Raw genomic sequence first — 14201 nt, 5'->3', positions numbered from 1 at the left:
GGGCGCAGGCAGCGCGCGGATCGCAGGCGGGAGATGCCGTGGAACCGGCTTTGCCGGGCCACTGGCATCGCCCCCTGGAAGGGGGTTGGCGTCTACACGAAGTGAGAAAGCCTCGGGGTGAGCCATCTCTATTCGCCTTCTCCGAATTTGTCGTTCATCAACGCGACGATCGCGTCAAGCGCTTCCTGCTCCCGTTCGCCGTTGGTTTCGATTTCCACCGTCACGCCGATACCCGCTGCCAGCATCATCACGCCCATGATGCTCTTGGCATTGACGCGGCGATCGCCGCGCGAGAGCCAGACCTCGCACGGATAGCTTCCGGCGAGCTTGGTGAGTTTGGCCGAGGCGCGTGCATGCAGCCCCAGCTTATTGCTGATGGTCACGGATGTCTTGATCACTGTGCTTTCTTCTTGCCTGATTCTGGGGTGCCGCCACCGCCACCTGCATCACGCCCGCGGTACCGCCGGTGAGCGCGCGCTGCACCAGGGTCTCGAGCGGCTCGTTGCGGTAGCTCACGGCGCGCAGCAGCATCGGCAGGTTGACGCCGGCCACGAGGCGCGAACGCACGCCGTCGACCAGCTTCTGCGCCACGTTGCAGGGCGTGGCTCCGAACACGTCGGCCAGCACCAGCACCTGCGAGCGCGGCGCGCGCTGCAGCTGGGCCAGCGTGATGCGCGCCGCCGCCAGGGTTTCGTCCGGCGACACGTTGGGCAGCACGTCGAGCGCGACGACCGAGGTCTCGCTGTCGGGGAACACATGCAGCGCGCACTGCCGCAGCGCCTGGGCGAGCGGCGAGTGGGCGATGATGAAGATGCTGTTCATGCGGGTCCGAAGGCTGCCTGTCGATTATGCGGGGGCGCCCACAGGAAGTAGAAATAAGACAACAAACAGCATCCCAGAAACAGGCCCAGCGCGCCACGAAAGGCGCCCACCGTGTCGAAGCCGGCACGACCGAACAGGTCGATCAGGAGGCCAACGCCCCACTGAACCACGAAAACGCCGAGAAACACCACCAGGTTGTACGCCGACAGGGCGCGCCCTGCCAGCGTGGCGGGCAGGGCCATTGCGACCGCGGGCTGTGCCAGCGCCACCACGGTCGAGCTGCAGAGGTAGATCGCCCAGGCCAGGGTGCCCGCTGCAGCGCCGAGCACCAGGATGGCGGCGAGCGCCAGCATGGCGAGCGGCAGGCCCCAGCCGATCAGCCGGGCCGCGGCGACGCCCCGGCGCGCCAGCCACGGGTTGGCGGCGCCCCAGAGCCAGTAGGTGGCGAGCATCGCGATGCTGATCCAGAACAGTGCATCCGCGGCCTGCGCCGGCTCATAGCCGGCGACACGCGTGAGCCAGGGCACGACCCAGAGCGTCAGCATGGCGACGAAGCCGCCGTAGTTGAAGAAGCCGATCGGCATGAGCTTGCGGAAGAATGGGTCGCGCCATACGGCGGCGTAGCCGGCACCCCGGCGAGGAGTCGCGACTTCCTGAACGTTCGCAGCGCGGGCGGCGTTGTCCCAGGCCGGCGCCGCCCAGGCGATCAGCAGCATCGAGACCAGCACGCCGGCCGCGAGCAGCCAGAAAAGTGGCCGCCAGCCGACCAGCGGCATCAGCCACTGCACCGGCAGCGTGGCGGCGACCAGGCCGAGCGAGCCGACCATCAGCATCCAGGAGTTGCTGCGCAGCTGCAGCGCCGGGTCGAACCAGCGGCGGTAGCCGGTCAGCGGCGCCATCAGGCAGGCGCTGACGCCCACGCCGGTGAGGACGCGCGCCGCCAGCAGCAGCCAGAACTGCGTCGCCATCGAGAACAGCAGGCAGCCGGCAACCGCCACCGACAGGAACGAGAGGATCACGCGCTTGGGGCCATGCCGATCGAGCCAGCTGCCCATGGGCAGCTGCGTGAACGCGAAGCCGAGGAAATAGCCGCCCGCGAGCAGCCCGAGGTCGCGCGAATGGAGCGAGAACTCCGCCGTCAGCGTGGGCGACAGCGTGGCGGTGATGGCCCGCACCAGCGTCGAGAGAAAGTAGGCGAAAGCGAAGGCCAGGAAGACCGCCGCGATCCGGCCGCGGCCCGCCAGGGCGCCGCTCATGGAAGACGCAAGCCCTCGAAGAAGATCGCGAGCGCCTCGGTCGAGGAAGGCTTGCCGAGCACGGTCGCCTGGTAGAGCGCCACCTTTCCGGCGCGCTGCTGGGCGAACCAGAGCACGTGGGTCGGCGCGCTGGCGCCGGGCTGGGTATCGAGCCGCACGGGCCCGGGCGAGTCGGCGGCGCGGGCCAGCACGACCGGCGTCTCGGCAACCGGGGCGCTGCCCAGCTGCGTGCGCGTTGCCGCGCGCCAGGCGCGCATCCAGGCTTCGGCCTGCGCCGCGTCGCTGGCCGCGGCATGGGCGACGGCAAAGGTGGCGCCGCCGGCCTCGCAACCTGTCACGTTGACGCTGATCAGCTCGGTACCGAGCGGCAGCATGCGTGTCGCCCGGTCGGCCTTGCAGGGCAGGAGCGCGATCAAGCCATCGTCCGCGATCGGCATTTCGCGCCAATTGAAGACGGGACTGCAAGCGCCGAGGGCTGCAGCGGCCAGCGCGAGCGCCGCGAATCGGGGACGGAGCGGAAAGGGCATCGAAACGCGATTATCGAGCGGCGCCCTCCCCTTCGGCTCGGGACTAACGCAATGCGCCGAACACCTTCTGCAAAATGGCGCTGCCGCTTGCGACCGGGTCCTGCCGGATCTTGCGCTCTTCCTCGCCGATCATCAGGTAGAGGCCGTCCAGCGACTTGCCGGTCACATAGCGCTGGATGTTGGCGTCTTCCTTTTTCACCAGCCCGTAGCCGGCTGCCTTGCCGGCAAGGCTGTTGTACTTCTCGGCCAGCTTGACCTTGACGGTCGCGTAGGTCACGACGGGCAGGAATCGTTCGGTGAGCGGCGCGCGGGTCTTGCCGGCGAAGAACTGGGTGACCGAGGTGTCGCCGCCGACCAGGATGCCCTTGGCATCGGCCACGCTCATGGTGCGCACCGCATTCACCAGCAGGTCCTTGGCCGCGGGGACCGCCTGCTCGGCGGCACGGTTCATCGCGGTCACGAGCTCGTCGATGCGGCTGCCCTGGCCCACCATGCGCAGCATCTTGCCCGCGTCTTCGAGGTAGCCGGGCAGCGGAATGCGGACCTTGGGATTGCCCAGAAAGCCGTCCTGGCGCCCCAGCAGACTGACGGCTGCGGTGGCGCCTTTTTCGAGCGCGGCCTTGAGCCCCTTCGAGGCGTCGCCGGCGCTGAGGTCGTCGATCGTCAGCGCATGAGCCTGCCGCATCGCCAGCAATGCCAGGGCGGCGGGCGCGGCGAGGAAGGCGGAACTAAAATCTCGGCGGTCCATCCATTGTTCTCCCATGAAAAAAATCATCTACGCCGCCGCCGTCGCGATCGCCCTGGCCGTCGGCGTGGGCGTGTATCTGAATACGGGGGTGTCGGCGGCGCCGGCGTCGACCTTCGTGCTGCTCGACGGCAGCAAGAAGAGCACGGACGATCTTAAGGGCAAGGTCACGCTGGTCAATTTCTGGGCCACCAGCTGCGTCACCTGCGTGGCCGAGATGCCCAAGGTGATCGCCACCTACGACAAGTACAAGGGCCGGGGCTATGACACGCTGGCGGTGGCCATGAGCTACGACCCGCCGAGCTACGTGGTCAACTTCGTCGAGACGCGCAAGCTGCCGTTCAAGGTGGCGATCGACAACACCGGCGCGGTGGCGCAGGCCTGGGGCGACGTGAAGCTCACGCCGACTACCTATATCGTCAACAAGCGCGGCGAGATCGTGAAGCGCTATGTGGGCGAACCCGACTTCGCCGAGCTGCACAAGCTGATCGAGAAGCTGCTGGCCGAGGCCTGAGCGGCCTGATCAGTCCTTGCGGAAAGTGTCGTGACACGACTTGCACGTGTCGCCCACCGATGCCATCGCGGCCTTGAGCGTATCCAGGTTGCCGGCAGCGGCTGGCAGCTTGCTGGTCTCGGCCATCAGCTTCTCGCTGAGCTCCTTGAATTTCGCCTGCTCCTTCCAGATTTCCGGCTTGGCCTTGCCGCCCTCGGTCCCGGAGCCGAATCCGGCCCAGGGCAGCTTGGAAATCTCGGCCACCACCTGGGCATTGGCGGCGGCTGCCGCCGCGTCAAACGGTGCGCGACCGCTGGCCATGGCGCCCAGGCGGGCCACGTGCTGGTTCTGGATGAACATCGCGCTCTGGCGATACTTGATGGCGTCTTCTTTTTTGGCAAACTGGGCGATCGCAGGCAGGCAAAGGGCTGCGCCGGCCGCTGCCAGGGTGAACGAGGCAAGGCGATTCATCGTGTTTTCCTTGTTAGACAGCGCCGCGGGGCCGGCACCGTGCCAAGTGTCCGGGGCTGGTCGAGCGCGGTGCATAGAGACAACCCGAAGGCGCGGCGGCCGCGACTTTGCTAATCTGCGCTTCCCGCAGCCTCGCGCCCCCCGTCCTCCCGATGTCCGACACCCTCGAGCCCAGCACGCGCCGCGCGAGCCTGGGTGACGCCAGCGCGACCCGTACGCGGGTCTGGGACCTGCCGACGCGCGTGTTTCACTGGGCGCTCACGGCGGCGGTGATCAGCCAGCTCGTGACCGGCTTCGCCGGCATCATGGAGTGGCACTTCCGCGGGGGCTACACGGTGCTTTCGCTGCTGCTGTTCCGCCTGGTCTGGGGCTTCATCGGCGGGCGTTGGTCGCGCTTCGCCGCCTTCGTCTATTCGCCCGGCTCTCTCATGAACTACCTGCGGGGGCGCGCTCATCCGGACCACCTCATCGGCCATACCCCGCTCGGCGCATTCTCGGTTTTCGCGCTGCTCGCGATCCTGGCCCTGCAGGTGGCGAGCGGCCTGATGGCCGACGACGAGATCACCGCGTCCGGCCCGCTCACGCGCTTCGTCTCCGGCGCGACGGTGAGCCTGGCCACGGGCTGGCACACCGCCCCGGGCAAATGGTTCGTGATGGCGCTGGCCGGCCTGCATGTGCTGGCGGTGCTCTACTACGTGCTCGTCAAGCGCCGCCGCCTGGTGCGGTCGATGATCTCGGGCGACAAGCTGGTGACGGACGGCAGCGCTGCGCCGAGCCGCGACGATGCCGCCTCGCGGCTGCTGGCCCTGATGGTGTTTGCGGCGTGCGCGGCCTTTGCGGCCTGGATCGCGTCGTTGAGAGCATGAGCTTCTCGGCTTCACGTCCCCTGCCGCTGGCCGATACGCCGGCCATCGTGCTGATCACGCCCGACGAACGGCAGGAGATCGAGGCGACGCGCGCGATCTTCAAGGACTACGCGGCGTCGCTGGACATCGACCTCTGCTTTCAGAACTTCGACGCGGAGCTCGCGAACCTGCCCGGAGACTACGCGGAGCCGCGCGGCGCGCTGCTGCTGGCGCTGGTCGATATCAAGGACGCCGCCGCGATGGCCGATGTGCCGCTGATTCAACGGCCGCAGGGCGGCCTGGCCCACGTCGCCGGCTGTTGCGCTCTGCGCCCCCTGGACACGACGGATTATCCGAACGCGGCCGAAATGAAGCGGCTCTACGTGCGGCCCGCCTTCCGCGGCCTGGGGCTCGGCCGCCAGCTGGCCGAAGCCATCCTGGACGCAGCACGCGGCGCGGGCTATGCCTGCGTGCTGCTGGACACGCTGGACGACATGGAATCGGCGCGCGCCCTCTACGAAGACCTGGGCTTCGAAGAGGTCCCGCCCTACTATCACAACCCGATCGCCGGGTCGCACTACCTCAAGGTGGATCTCTAGGGCTTGTTAACGCCCCTACGCTCAGCCGCGCGCCTGGGCCAGCAGCGTGTCGGCGTCGCTGACCTCGAACTTGCCCGGCGCTTCAACATTGAGCGTCGCCACCTTGCCGTCCTTCACCAGCATCGAATAGCGATTGCTGCGCACGCCCATGCCGCGCGCCGTCAGGTCCAAGGTGAGGCCGGTCGCATTCGCGAACGCGCCGCTGCCGTCGGCCAGCATGCGCACCTTGGTGCCGGTCTTCTGGTCGCGCGCCCAGGCGCCCATGACGAAGGCATCGTTGACGCTCACGCACCAGATCTCGTCCACGCCGGCCGACTTGAAGTCATCGAAGTGCTGCACATAACCCGGCACATGCTTGGCCGAGCAGGTCGGCGTGAAGGCGCCGGGCAGAGCGAACAGCGCGATGGTCTTGCCTGCGGCCGCCTTGGTGACGTCGACCGGGTTCGGCCCGATGCTGCAACCCTCGCCTTCGACCTCTGAATATTCCTGCAGGGTCGCGGGAGGAAGGGTGTCGCCGACTTTGATCATGGGATCTGCTCCTGAAAAAGAAAAACGGCCCACATTGTGGGCCGCTTTTGCTTTGGCTGCGTCGCCGGGATCAGACCAGCACGGCCTTTTCGACCAGGCGGGTCACGACCCAGTTCTTCGACTTCGAGATCGGCCGGCTTTCGGTGATCTCGATGGTGTCGCCCATCTTGTACTCGCCCTTTTCGTCGTGGGCGTGGTACTTGCTCGTCTTGGCCACGATCTTGCCGTAGAGCTCGTGCTTCACACGACGCTCGACCAGCACGGTCACGGTCTTCTCGCGCTTGTCGCTGACCACCTTGCCGATCAAGGTGCGCTTGAGGGATTTTTTAGCTTCCGTCATGTTCACTCCTTACTTGGCGGCTTGGGTTTCTTGCTGCTGCTTCTGCGCAAGAATGGTCTTGGCACGAGCGATGTCGCGGCGCGTGACGCGCAGCGTCGACGTGTTCGACAGTTGTTGCGTAGCCTTCTGCATGCGCAGGCCGAAATGGGCCTTCTGCAGATCCTTGATTTCGGTCTGCAGGCCGGCGACGTCCTTGTCGCGCAGCGCTTGCGCCTTCGACACCTTGGCCGGCGTGGCCGCGGCGTCCTTCTTCTTACGTGTTGCCATCAGTGTTCTCCTCGATCAGGCGCCGAGCTGGCGCGCGACGAAGGTGGTGCGCAGCGGCAGCTTGGCGGCAGCCAGGCGGAACGCTTCGCGGGCGAGTTCTTCGGGCACGCCGACGATCTCGTAGATCACCTTGCCAGGCTGGATTTCGGCGACGTAGTACTCGGGGTTACCCTTGCCGTTACCCATCCGCACTTCGGCGGGCTTGTGGGAGATCGGCTTGTCGGGGAACACACGAATCCAGATGCGGCCACCGCGCTTGACGTGGCGCGAGATCGCGCGACGAGCGGCTTCGATCTGGCGCGCCGTCAGGCGGCCGCGGTCGATCGACTTCAGGCCGAAGTCACCGAAGGACACCGCGTTGCCGCGGGTCGCGATGCCGGTGTTGCGGCCCTTTTGTTCCTTGCGGAACTTTCTGCGTGCAGGTTGCAGCATGTTTGTTACTCCGTGGATCTAAGAACGATCACTCGTTCTTGGCACCGTCAGCTGCTGCAGCTGGCGCGGGCTTGCGCACGCGCTTAACGGCGGGTTTCGAGTCTGCACCCGGTGCTGCCGGAGCACCACCAGTGGCTTCTGCGGGCTTGTCGCTGCCGTCGGCCGGAGCGACGTTGCCGCCGATCGGACCACGGGCACCGGCGCGCGGGCCGGGGCCGCGGCGGTCGGAACCGGGGCGGCCATCGCGGCGCGGACCACGCGGGCGGCGCTCTTCTTCGGGACGCGGCGTTTCGACGGCCGGCAGGTCGTTGCGACCCAGCGTGTCGCCCTTGTAGACCCAGACCTTGACGCCGATGACGCCGTAGGTGGTCTTGGCTTCCGAGGTGCCGTAGTCGATGTCAGCGCGCAGCGTGTGAAGCGGCACGCGACCTTCGCGGTACCACTCGGTGCGGGCGATTTCGATGCCGTTCAGGCGGCCGGCCGACATGATCTTGATGCCCTGGGCACCCAGACGCATGGCGTTCTGCATGGCGCGCTTCATGGCGCGGCGGAACATGATCCGCTTCTCGAGCTGCTGCGTGATGCTGTCGGCGATCAGCTGCGCATCGATTTCGGGCTTGCGCACTTCCTCGATGTTCACTGCGACCGGCACGCCCAGCTGCTTGCCGAGCTCGCGCTTGAGGTTCTCGATGTCCTCGCCCTTCTTGCCGATCACGACGCCCGGACGTGCCGAGTAGATCGTGATGCGCGCGTTCTTGGCGGGACGCTCGATCAGCACGCGCGAAACGGACGCGTTCTTGAGCTTCTTCTTCAGGTACTCGCGCACCTTGATGTCTTCGGCCAGCATGCCGGCGAAGTCGCGATTGCTTGCGTACCAGCGGCTGGACCAGTTACGGCTGACCGCGAGGCGGAAGCCGGTAGGGTGGATTTTCTGTCCCATATTTCTTCCAGCCTCTTAGTTGCCGACCGTCACGTACACATGGCACGTCGGCTTGCTGATGCGATTGCCGCGACCCTTGGCGCGCGCGGTGAAGCGCTTGAGCGTGGCGCCTTGCTCGACGTAGATGGTCTTGACCTTCAGTTCGTCGATGTCGGCACCGTCGTTGTGCTCGGCGTTGGCGATGGCCGACTCGAGCACCTTCTTCACGATCACAGCGGCCTTCTTCTGCGTGAACTGCAGGATGTTGAGCGCTTGATCGACCTTCTTGCCGCGGATCAGGTCGGCGACCAGACGGCCCTTGTCGACCGAGAGGCGGACGCCGCGGAGGACTGCACGTGTTTCAGACATGGTCGTTCCTTACTTCTTCTGGACTTTCTTGTCCGCGGGGTGCCCCTTGAACGTGCGCGTGAGCGCAAATTCGCCGAGCTTGTGGCCGACCATCTGGTCGGTGATGTAGACAGGCACGTGCTGCTTGCCGTTGTGCACGGCAATGGTCAGACCGATGAACTCGGGCAGAACCATCGAACGGCGCGACCAGGTCTTGATCGGCTTCTTGTCCTTGGTCGTCACGGCCTTGTCGGCCTTGGCCACCAGGTGGTGATCGACGAACGGACCCTTTTTGAGAGAGCGAGTCATTGTGCTGTCCCTTACTTCTTGCGACGCGACACGATGAAGACCTGCGTGCGCTTGTTGTTGCGGGTGCGATAACCCTTGGTGAGATTGCCCCACGGATCGACAGGATGGCGGCCTTCGCCGGTCTTGCCTTCGCCGCCGCCGTGCGGGTGGTCGACCGGGTTCATCACCACGCCGCGAACGGTCGGGCGGATACCCATCCAGCGCTTCACACCGGCCTTGCCGAGCTGGCGCAGGCTGTGTTCTTCGTTGGCGACTTCACCGATGGTCGCGCGGCACTCGACGTGCACGCGGCGAACTTCACCCGAGCGCATGCGGACCTGGGCGTAGACGCCTTCGCGGGCCAGCAGCGTGGCCGAGGTACCGGCCGAGCGGGCGATCTGCGCGCCCTTGCCGGGCTGCAGTTCGATGCAGTGGATCGTCGAACCCACGGGAATGTTGCGGATCGGCAGCGTGTTGCCGGCGCGGATCGGGGCTTCCGAACCGGAGAGCAGCGTTGCACCGGCTTCCAGACCGCGCGGGGCGATGATGTAGCGGCGCTCGCCGTCGGCGTAGCACACGAGCGCGATGTGGGCGGTGCGATTCGGGTCGTACTCGATGCGTTCGACCTTGGCCGGGATGCCGTCCTTGTTGCGCACGAAGTCCACCACGCGGTAGTGGTGCTTGTGGCCACCGCCCTTGTGACGGGTCGTGATGTGACCGTTGTTGTTGCGCCCGGCCTTCTGGAACTGGGGTTCCAGCAGGGCAGCGTGCGGCGCACCCTTGTACAGGTGGTCCCGCGAGATCTTCACCGCGCCGCGTTGGCCCGGCGAAGTGGGTTTCATCTTGATGACGGCCATGATTAAGCGCCTTCCCCAACGAGGTTGAGCTCTTGACCGGCCTTCAGGGTCACATAGGCCTTGCGAACGTTGTCGCGGCGGCCGACGGACTTGCCGAAGCGCTTGGTCTTGCCCTTGGTGTTGAGCACCGACACGCCCTGGACCTCGACCTTGAACATCAGTTCGACGGCGGCCTTGATCTCGGGCTTGGTGGCGTCCTGCAACACCTTGAAAGTGACTGCGTTCGACTTCTCGCCGACCATCGTGGCCTTTTCGGACACGATCGGGGCGACCAGAACGCTCATCAGACGACCTTCGTCGAACTGACGCTGCTGCGGAGTCGGGTTCATGCGGCTCATGCGAACATCTCCTTGAGCTTGTCGACGGCGCCCTTGGTGACCAGCACCTTCTTGTAGTGGACCAGCGACACCGGGTCGGCGTAACGCGGCTCGACGACGAGCACGTTCACCAGGTTGCGCGAGGCCAGGTACAGGTTCTCGTCGACTTCCTCGGCGATCACGAGCACGGACTCGAGATTCATCGCCTTGAACTTGGCGGCCAGCGGCTTGGTCTTGGGCGAGTCGACCTTGATCGAATCGACCACGGCCAGGCGGCCTTCGCGAGCGAGCTGCGAGAAGATGGCGGCCATGCCGGCGCGGTACATCTTCTTGTTGATCTTCTGCGAGAAGTTTTCGTCGGGCATGTTCGGGAAAATCCGGCCGCCCCCACGCCACAGCGGCGAGGAAGTCATACCGGCGCGGGCGCGGCCCGTTCCCTTTTGCTTGAAAGGCTTCTTGGTCGAGTGCTTGACCTGCTCGCGGTCCTTCTGGGCGCGCGTGCCTTGGCGGGCGTTGGCCTGGAATGCGACGACGATCTGGTGGACCAGGTCTTCGTTGTAGTCACGGCCGAACACGGTCTCGGGGGCGTCGTACTTCGACGCGGCCTGGCCTTGTTCGTTCAGGAGTTCGAGTTGCATTTACTTCGCTCCTTCAGCCGCTTGCGGCTTGGCCTTGACGGCCGGACGCACGGTGACGAAGCCACCCTTGGAGCCCGGGATCGCGCCCTTGATCAGAAGCAGCTGGCGCGCTTCGTCGATACGGATGACGTCGAGGTTCTGGGTCGTCACGGTGACGTCGCCCAGGTGGCCCGTCATGCGCTTGCCCGGAAACACGCGACCGGGATCCTGCGCCATGCCGATGGAGCCGGGAACGTTGTGCGAACGGCTGTTGCCGTGCGACGCCCGCTGCGAGCTCATGTTGTGGCGCTTGATGGTGCCGGCGTAGCCCTTGCCGATCGAAGTGCCTTGCACGTCGACCTTCTGGCCAACCGCAAACACGCTGGCCGCGGCAATCACGCCGCCGGCCTTGTGCTGACCTGCCGTATCGGCGGTCACGCGGAATTCCTGGATGATTTCGCCGGCTTCGACGCCAGCCTTGGCGAGGTGGCCTGCTTCGGGCTTGGTGACGCGCGATGCCTTGCGCGAGCCGAACGTCACTTGCAGTGCGACGTAGCCATCGGTCTCTTGGGTTTTGATCTGGGTCACGCGGTTGTTCGACACATCCACCACCGTGACGGGAACTGCATCCCCGTCATCGGTGAAGAGACGCATCATCCCCACCTTGCGGCCCAGCAACCCGAGGGAGTTGCTCAGACTCATTGGTTTTTCTCCAAAACTCCCGCCGCTGCCACTTCAATTGGCGACAGCGTTTGGTATGCGGAAGAAGGTTAATAAAGCTCTGCGCAGCCAGCACCCAAAAGGCGCAAGTTAGGCAGAGCCGAAGATTATAGCCCGCGGATGGCCGCAAGAGCAAGCGGCCGAAAGGGAAGGCGCAGCGCGCTCTATTTCACCGGCATCGGCCGGATCTTGTCGCCGTCCGGCGTCTGCTTGAGGGTGTCGCTCGTGGGCATGGCGGAAGCGGCCTTGCCCACCTGCACGGGGACCGAGGTGGCGCTGGTGGCGCCGCGCTGGGTCGTGAACACGTGGAGATAGCCGACGCCTTCGGCGCCAGGCACGACCTGGACCGTCAATGTCGTCGGCTGGCCGGCGGACAGCGCCTGCGTTCCCCCGGCGCCGCTCAGCGACAGGCCGCCCTCGGCCGTCAGGCGAACGGAGGCGCCGGCGGGATCGGTGATGCCGTCGAAGCTCAACACGACTGGAAGGGCAACCCCGGCCTGCGGGATGCCGTCGACGCGGTACTGGACTGAAACGCCGGAGCCGTTCGATTTGGCCGGCGCCGCGGTCATCTTGGGCGCGCTGCGCTCCGGCTTGCTGTCGGCGCAGGCTTGCAAGGACACGCCCATCGCCAGCGATGCGACGACGATGGCTGCCAAGCTGCGGTTTGCACGCATGGATGCGCTCCTCAATTGATGGTGACGGTGAAACATGTGTTCGCCGACGAGTTGTTGAAGTCGTTCAAGACCAGAACGGCCTCGCCGCCCGGCAGGCTGACAGTGGCGGTTTCGCTCGCACCCAGGCCGTCGGCCTCGGCGATTTGGCGTCCCGCGTAAACGACGAAATCCGGATCCGCGGCGGGAGGCCCTGTGACCGTGATGGGGTGATTGCCCGCTGGCGCGGTAAACCGCAGGTAGACGTAGCTGCCCAGCTTGTTGCCTGCCCCGGCCCTGTTGGTCACACATGCAGAAGTACTGCCGCCAACGCTCGCCGGCTGGTACATCGGCAAGGCCTCCGGAACGCCGCCGTTGTTGACCGTTTCCGAAGTGCCGAAAGGATCGTTCGGCGCGGCACTGATGTTTTGGCCGACGAGCAATGTGGTCAGGGCAGCAGCGCTTCCCGGTGCCGCAACGTTGAAAGCTGCAGTGAACGGATGAATGGAGGTAACCGCCACGCCGTTCTTGAAGGGTCCGGTCAGGGTGTCGTGAATCGGCTTGAAGCCGACCTGGTTGTTCAGGTTCCACAGAATCGAATGGATCGAAGCCTCGCGGAACCAGCCTGGATTGGACGGCGCACCTGCGGCCAGGTTGAGGTTGCCCCCCTGCGCCTGGCTCGGGCCGGTGGAATCGGTGTAGTTGCTGCGTCCCAGCGCGATGCCCGACCAGGCATTGCCCCAGCCTTCCGAAAACGCCAGCCGCCGATCGAGAAGCTCGCTCAGAGAATGGCTGCCACCGGGAGAATCGTCCCGGCTGAAGGCCGACTGGTAGTAATGGCCCCACTCGTGCGCCACTACAGGCGCGTCGTATTCGTCGGTATCGACGTTCTCCTTGCCCAGCACGTAGATGGCGCGGCCCGTGCTTCTGTTGGTGAAGAAGGTCGTTCCGATCTGTCCCAGCGCCGGATTGCCGGACGCCGGCACGTTGTTGACGCTCCAGAACACCCGCAGCAGCGGAAAGGCCGTGTTCGGCGCCACCGAGAGAACCTTGGCCTGGGTCGTATAGATCGTGTCGAGTAGTGCGAAAGGCCCGGCGACGCGGGTCGATGCGTAGCTCGCGCCATCCCAGCCGGAGGGCGCATGAACATTGCGCGTGAGCGTGCCCACGGCGGCGGTGGAAAACGCGGGCGTTTCCATCGCGTAGATTGCATCGGACTGGGTGTTGTCGCGGACAGTGACGTCCCAGCTCGCGCCCGAGCCGGTTTGCAGCATCTGGGCCTTGACACGCACCATGACGGACGTATTCGCGGGAACCGAAACGGAATAGGCGCCGTTGGCGTCGGTGCTCGCCGTCGCCACGACCGCCGAAGCGCCGTTGACCACTTCGACCACAGCGCCGCGAACCGGCTTGACCGTGACGGCCGAATAGTTCAGCGTCCCCGTCGCATTCGGCACCGAATCGAAAGTAGCGGTGCCGTTCAGCGTGACGGTCGTCGCGCCTGGCAGCCCCGTGATCGGAAAGCCGCCGCCCCCGCCTCCGCCGCCACATGCGCCAAGCACCACCGCGACAGCCACCGCAAAGGCCCGCAAGAGCCATGTTCTAGTCTTCATCTTCGCCCTCTGAGCGTTCACGTCCCGGCCAATCGCCGCCCACCCGGAGAATGCCACAGCCAAGTGTAAAAAAACAAAACCCGCCGGCATTTCTGCAGGCGGGCTTTGGCGAAGTAACCGAAGTTGCTTATTGAAGCTTGATCTCGACGTCCACGCCGGCCGGCAGGTCGAGCTTCATCAGCGCGTCCACGGTCTTGTCGGTCGGGTCGACGATGTCCATCAGGCGCTGGTGCGTGCGGATCTCGAACTGGTCGCGGCTCGTCTTGTTGACGTGCGGCGAACGCAGGATGTCGAAACGCTTCATGCGGGTCGGCAGGGGCACGGGGCCCTTGACGATCGCGCCGGTGCGCTTGGCGGTGTCCACGATTTCGGCGGCCGACTGGTCGATCAGCTTGTAGTCGAACGCCTTCAGGCGGATGCGGATTTTTTGCTTGGTGGCCATGGTGATTCCTTTGTGCGCTCGATCAGATGTCGAGGATCTTCGCCACCACGCCCGAACCCACGGTGCGGCCGCCTTCGCGGATCGCGAAGCGCAGGCCTTCTTCCA

At 65.7% G+C, this 14201-nt stretch carries 24 protein-coding genes; 3 read left to right on the top strand and 21 right to left on the bottom strand.

Annotated elements, in window-relative coordinates; genetic code table 11:
• Positions 1 to 128 precede the first annotated feature (128 nt).
• Genes AC3A6B_RS07725 through AC3A6B_RS07705 form a run of 5 tightly spaced genes read right to left on the bottom strand, consistent with a single transcriptional unit; the run spans position 129 to position 3353 of the window.
• Positions 129 to 398: an HPr family phosphocarrier protein gene (locus tag AC3A6B_RS07725; RefSeq protein ID WP_086919635.1), complete on the bottom strand. Its 270-nt coding sequence runs from the start codon at positions 396 to 398 to the stop codon at positions 129 to 131.
• The gene (locus AC3A6B_RS07720) at positions 367 to 822 is read right to left on the bottom strand and encodes a PTS sugar transporter subunit IIA (protein WP_214696586.1); all 456 of its coding nucleotides are present in this window, start codon (positions 820 to 822) and stop codon (positions 367 to 369) included. Before AC3A6B_RS07720 ends, AC3A6B_RS07725 begins: the two co-directional genes overlap by 32 nt.
• The gene (locus AC3A6B_RS07715) at positions 819 to 2078 is read right to left on the bottom strand and encodes an MFS transporter (protein WP_487836152.1); all 1260 of its coding nucleotides are present in this window, start codon (positions 2076 to 2078) and stop codon (positions 819 to 821) included. Before AC3A6B_RS07715 ends, AC3A6B_RS07720 begins: the two co-directional genes overlap by 4 nt.
• Positions 2075 to 2605 (bottom strand): hypothetical protein, encoded by a 531-nt coding sequence (locus AC3A6B_RS07710; RefSeq protein ID WP_487836151.1) that lies wholly within the window; start codon positions 2603 to 2605, stop codon positions 2075 to 2077. Before AC3A6B_RS07710 ends, AC3A6B_RS07715 begins: the two co-directional genes overlap by 4 nt.
• Before the next feature lie 43 nt (positions 2606 to 2648).
• On the bottom strand, positions 2649 to 3353 hold the full coding sequence (locus AC3A6B_RS07705; protein ID WP_487836150.1) for a DUF4197 domain-containing protein: 705 nt from the start codon (positions 3351 to 3353) through the stop codon (positions 2649 to 2651).
• 13 nt (positions 3354 to 3366) lie between these two features.
• Between AC3A6B_RS07705 and AC3A6B_RS07700 the strand changes: the two genes are divergently transcribed.
• The gene (locus AC3A6B_RS07700; RefSeq protein WP_487836149.1) at positions 3367 to 3864 is read left to right on the top strand and encodes a TlpA disulfide reductase family protein; all 498 of its coding nucleotides are present in this window, start codon (positions 3367 to 3369) and stop codon (positions 3862 to 3864) included.
• Positions 3865 to 3873: 9 nt separating this feature from the next.
• On the opposite strand, the gene AC3A6B_RS07695 is transcribed toward AC3A6B_RS07700, so the two are convergent.
• Positions 3874 to 4314: a c-type cytochrome gene (locus AC3A6B_RS07695; protein WP_487836148.1), complete on the bottom strand. Its 441-nt coding sequence runs from the start codon at positions 4312 to 4314 to the stop codon at positions 3874 to 3876.
• Positions 4315 to 4466: 152 nt separating this feature from the next.
• Between AC3A6B_RS07695 and AC3A6B_RS07690 the strand changes: the two genes are divergently transcribed.
• Positions 4467 to 5180, top strand: coding sequence for a cytochrome b/b6 domain-containing protein (locus AC3A6B_RS07690; protein WP_487836147.1), 714 nt, complete (start codon positions 4467 to 4469; stop codon positions 5178 to 5180).
• A complete protein-coding gene (locus tag AC3A6B_RS07685) occupies positions 5177 to 5758 on the top strand; it encodes a GNAT family N-acetyltransferase (RefSeq protein ID WP_487836146.1) in 582 nt (193 codons plus the stop codon). The genes AC3A6B_RS07690 and AC3A6B_RS07685 overlap by 4 nt, the downstream gene beginning before the upstream one ends.
• A gap of 21 nt (positions 5759 to 5779) precedes the next feature.
• Here the strand turns inward: AC3A6B_RS07685 and AC3A6B_RS07680 are convergent, their stop codons facing one another.
• The 15 genes from AC3A6B_RS07680 to AC3A6B_RS07610 all read right to left on the bottom strand — a co-directional run.
• The gene (locus tag AC3A6B_RS07680) at positions 5780 to 6286 is read right to left on the bottom strand and encodes a redoxin family protein (RefSeq protein WP_487836145.1); all 507 of its coding nucleotides are present in this window, start codon (positions 6284 to 6286) and stop codon (positions 5780 to 5782) included.
• Between the two features lie 70 nt (positions 6287 to 6356).
• Positions 6357 to 6626: a 30S ribosomal protein S17 gene (gene rpsQ / locus AC3A6B_RS07675; RefSeq protein ID WP_093104757.1), complete on the bottom strand. Its 270-nt coding sequence runs from the start codon at positions 6624 to 6626 to the stop codon at positions 6357 to 6359.
• Between the two features lie 9 nt (positions 6627 to 6635).
• Positions 6636 to 6893 (bottom strand): 50S ribosomal protein L29, encoded by a 258-nt coding sequence (gene rpmC, locus AC3A6B_RS07670; protein WP_436295015.1) that lies wholly within the window; start codon positions 6891 to 6893, stop codon positions 6636 to 6638.
• A 15-nt stretch (positions 6894 to 6908) separates the two neighbouring features.
• The gene (rplP, locus tag AC3A6B_RS07665) at positions 6909 to 7325 is read right to left on the bottom strand and encodes a 50S ribosomal protein L16 (protein WP_028250943.1); all 417 of its coding nucleotides are present in this window, start codon (positions 7323 to 7325) and stop codon (positions 6909 to 6911) included.
• Between the two features lie 28 nt (positions 7326 to 7353).
• Positions 7354 to 8265 (bottom strand): 30S ribosomal protein S3, encoded by a 912-nt coding sequence (gene rpsC, locus AC3A6B_RS07660; protein WP_487836144.1) that lies wholly within the window; start codon positions 8263 to 8265, stop codon positions 7354 to 7356.
• Positions 8266 to 8280: 15 nt separating this feature from the next.
• The gene (gene rplV / locus AC3A6B_RS07655) at positions 8281 to 8613 is read right to left on the bottom strand and encodes a 50S ribosomal protein L22 (RefSeq protein WP_019657678.1); all 333 of its coding nucleotides are present in this window, start codon (positions 8611 to 8613) and stop codon (positions 8281 to 8283) included.
• 9 nt (positions 8614 to 8622) lie between these two features.
• Positions 8623 to 8901 (bottom strand): 30S ribosomal protein S19, encoded by a 279-nt coding sequence (gene rpsS, locus AC3A6B_RS07650; protein WP_007838132.1) that lies wholly within the window; start codon positions 8899 to 8901, stop codon positions 8623 to 8625.
• A gap of 11 nt (positions 8902 to 8912) precedes the next feature.
• Positions 8913 to 9737 carry a 50S ribosomal protein L2 gene (gene rplB / locus AC3A6B_RS07645; protein ID WP_028250945.1) on the bottom strand — a complete coding sequence of 275 codons (825 nt, stop codon included), beginning with the start codon at positions 9735 to 9737 and terminating at the stop codon, positions 8913 to 8915.
• Between the two features lie 2 nt (positions 9738 to 9739).
• Positions 9740 to 10066, bottom strand: coding sequence for a 50S ribosomal protein L23 (gene rplW, locus AC3A6B_RS07640; RefSeq protein ID WP_185878941.1), 327 nt, complete (start codon positions 10064 to 10066; stop codon positions 9740 to 9742).
• 5 nt (positions 10067 to 10071) lie between these two features.
• Positions 10072 to 10692: a 50S ribosomal protein L4 gene (gene rplD, locus AC3A6B_RS07635; RefSeq protein WP_126837984.1), complete on the bottom strand. Its 621-nt coding sequence runs from the start codon at positions 10690 to 10692 to the stop codon at positions 10072 to 10074.
• Positions 10693 to 11373, bottom strand: coding sequence for a 50S ribosomal protein L3 (rplC, locus tag AC3A6B_RS07630; protein WP_126838203.1), 681 nt, complete (start codon positions 11371 to 11373; stop codon positions 10693 to 10695).
• A 182-nt stretch (positions 11374 to 11555) separates the two neighbouring features.
• On the bottom strand, positions 11556 to 12065 hold the full coding sequence (locus tag AC3A6B_RS07625; protein ID WP_487836143.1) for a hypothetical protein: 510 nt from the start codon (positions 12063 to 12065) through the stop codon (positions 11556 to 11558).
• Positions 12066 to 12076: 11 nt separating this feature from the next.
• Positions 12077 to 13654: a hypothetical protein gene (locus AC3A6B_RS07620; RefSeq protein ID WP_487836142.1), complete on the bottom strand. Its 1578-nt coding sequence runs from the start codon at positions 13652 to 13654 to the stop codon at positions 12077 to 12079.
• Between the two features lie 127 nt (positions 13655 to 13781).
• A complete protein-coding gene (gene rpsJ / locus AC3A6B_RS07615; protein ID WP_028250951.1) occupies positions 13782 to 14096 on the bottom strand; it encodes a 30S ribosomal protein S10 in 315 nt (104 codons plus the stop codon).
• 22 nt (positions 14097 to 14118) lie between these two features.
• Positions 14119 to 14201: EF-Tu C-terminal domain-related protein (locus tag AC3A6B_RS07610; RefSeq protein WP_487836420.1), on the bottom strand; the 83-nt coding region annotated here is incomplete at its 5' end.

The organism is Variovorax sp. Soil_C_33 (assembly GCF_057656935.1).
Note: the sequence above shows the minus strand (reverse complement) of the source record. Positions and strands in the feature narration are given on the sequence as shown.

What these genes read in the sequence shown, in the direction of transcription:
- AC3A6B_RS07720 (WP_214696586.1), bottom strand. Translation starts at nt 822, where the DNA reads ATGAACAGCATCTTCATCATCGCCCACTCGCCGCTCGCCCAGGCGCTG.
- AC3A6B_RS07715 (WP_487836152.1), bottom strand. Translation starts at nt 2,078, where the DNA reads ATGAGCGGCGCCCTGGCGGGCCGCGGCCGGATCGCGGCGGTCTTCCTG.
- AC3A6B_RS07710 (WP_487836151.1), bottom strand. Translation starts at nt 2,605, where the DNA reads ATGCCCTTTCCGCTCCGTCCCCGATTCGCGGCGCTCGCGCTGGCCGCT.
- AC3A6B_RS07705 (WP_487836150.1), bottom strand. Translation starts at nt 3,353, where the DNA reads ATGGACCGCCGAGATTTTAGTTCCGCCTTCCTCGCCGCGCCCGCCGCC.
- AC3A6B_RS07700 (WP_487836149.1), top strand. Translation starts at nt 3,367, where the DNA reads ATGAAAAAAATCATCTACGCCGCCGCCGTCGCGATCGCCCTGGCCGTC.
- AC3A6B_RS07695 (WP_487836148.1), bottom strand. Translation starts at nt 4,314, where the DNA reads ATGAATCGCCTTGCCTCGTTCACCCTGGCAGCGGCCGGCGCAGCCCTT.
- AC3A6B_RS07690 (WP_487836147.1), top strand. Translation starts at nt 4,467, where the DNA reads ATGTCCGACACCCTCGAGCCCAGCACGCGCCGCGCGAGCCTGGGTGAC.
- AC3A6B_RS07685 (WP_487836146.1), top strand. Translation starts at nt 5,177, where the DNA reads ATGAGCTTCTCGGCTTCACGTCCCCTGCCGCTGGCCGATACGCCGGCC.
- AC3A6B_RS07680 (WP_487836145.1), bottom strand. Translation starts at nt 6,286, where the DNA reads ATGATCAAAGTCGGCGACACCCTTCCTCCCGCGACCCTGCAGGAATAT.
- rpsQ (WP_093104757.1), bottom strand. Translation starts at nt 6,626, where the DNA reads ATGACGGAAGCTAAAAAATCCCTCAAGCGCACCTTGATCGGCAAGGTG.
- rpmC (WP_436295015.1), bottom strand. Translation starts at nt 6,893, where the DNA reads ATGGCAACACGTAAGAAGAAGGACGCCGCGGCCACGCCGGCCAAGGTG.
- rplP (WP_028250943.1), bottom strand. Translation starts at nt 7,325, where the DNA reads ATGCTGCAACCTGCACGCAGAAAGTTCCGCAAGGAACAAAAGGGCCGC.
- rpsC (WP_487836144.1), bottom strand. Translation starts at nt 8,265, where the DNA reads ATGGGACAGAAAATCCACCCTACCGGCTTCCGCCTCGCGGTCAGCCGT.
- rplV (WP_019657678.1), bottom strand. Translation starts at nt 8,613, where the DNA reads ATGTCTGAAACACGTGCAGTCCTCCGCGGCGTCCGCCTCTCGGTCGAC.
- rpsS (WP_007838132.1), bottom strand. Translation starts at nt 8,901, where the DNA reads ATGACTCGCTCTCTCAAAAAGGGTCCGTTCGTCGATCACCACCTGGTG.
- rplB (WP_028250945.1), bottom strand. Translation starts at nt 9,737, where the DNA reads ATGGCCGTCATCAAGATGAAACCCACTTCGCCGGGCCAACGCGGCGCG.
- rplW (WP_185878941.1), bottom strand. Translation starts at nt 10,066, where the DNA reads ATGAACCCGACTCCGCAGCAGCGTCAGTTCGACGAAGGTCGTCTGATG.
- rplD (WP_126837984.1), bottom strand. Translation starts at nt 10,692, where the DNA reads ATGCAACTCGAACTCCTGAACGAACAAGGCCAGGCCGCGTCGAAGTAC.
- rplC (WP_126838203.1), bottom strand. Translation starts at nt 11,373, where the DNA reads ATGAGTCTGAGCAACTCCCTCGGGTTGCTGGGCCGCAAGGTGGGGATG.
- AC3A6B_RS07625 (WP_487836143.1), bottom strand. Translation starts at nt 12,065, where the DNA reads ATGCGTGCAAACCGCAGCTTGGCAGCCATCGTCGTCGCATCGCTGGCG.
- AC3A6B_RS07620 (WP_487836142.1), bottom strand. Translation starts at nt 13,654, where the DNA reads ATGAAGACTAGAACATGGCTCTTGCGGGCCTTTGCGGTGGCTGTCGCG.
- rpsJ (WP_028250951.1), bottom strand. Translation starts at nt 14,096, where the DNA reads ATGGCCACCAAGCAAAAAATCCGCATCCGCCTGAAGGCGTTCGACTAC.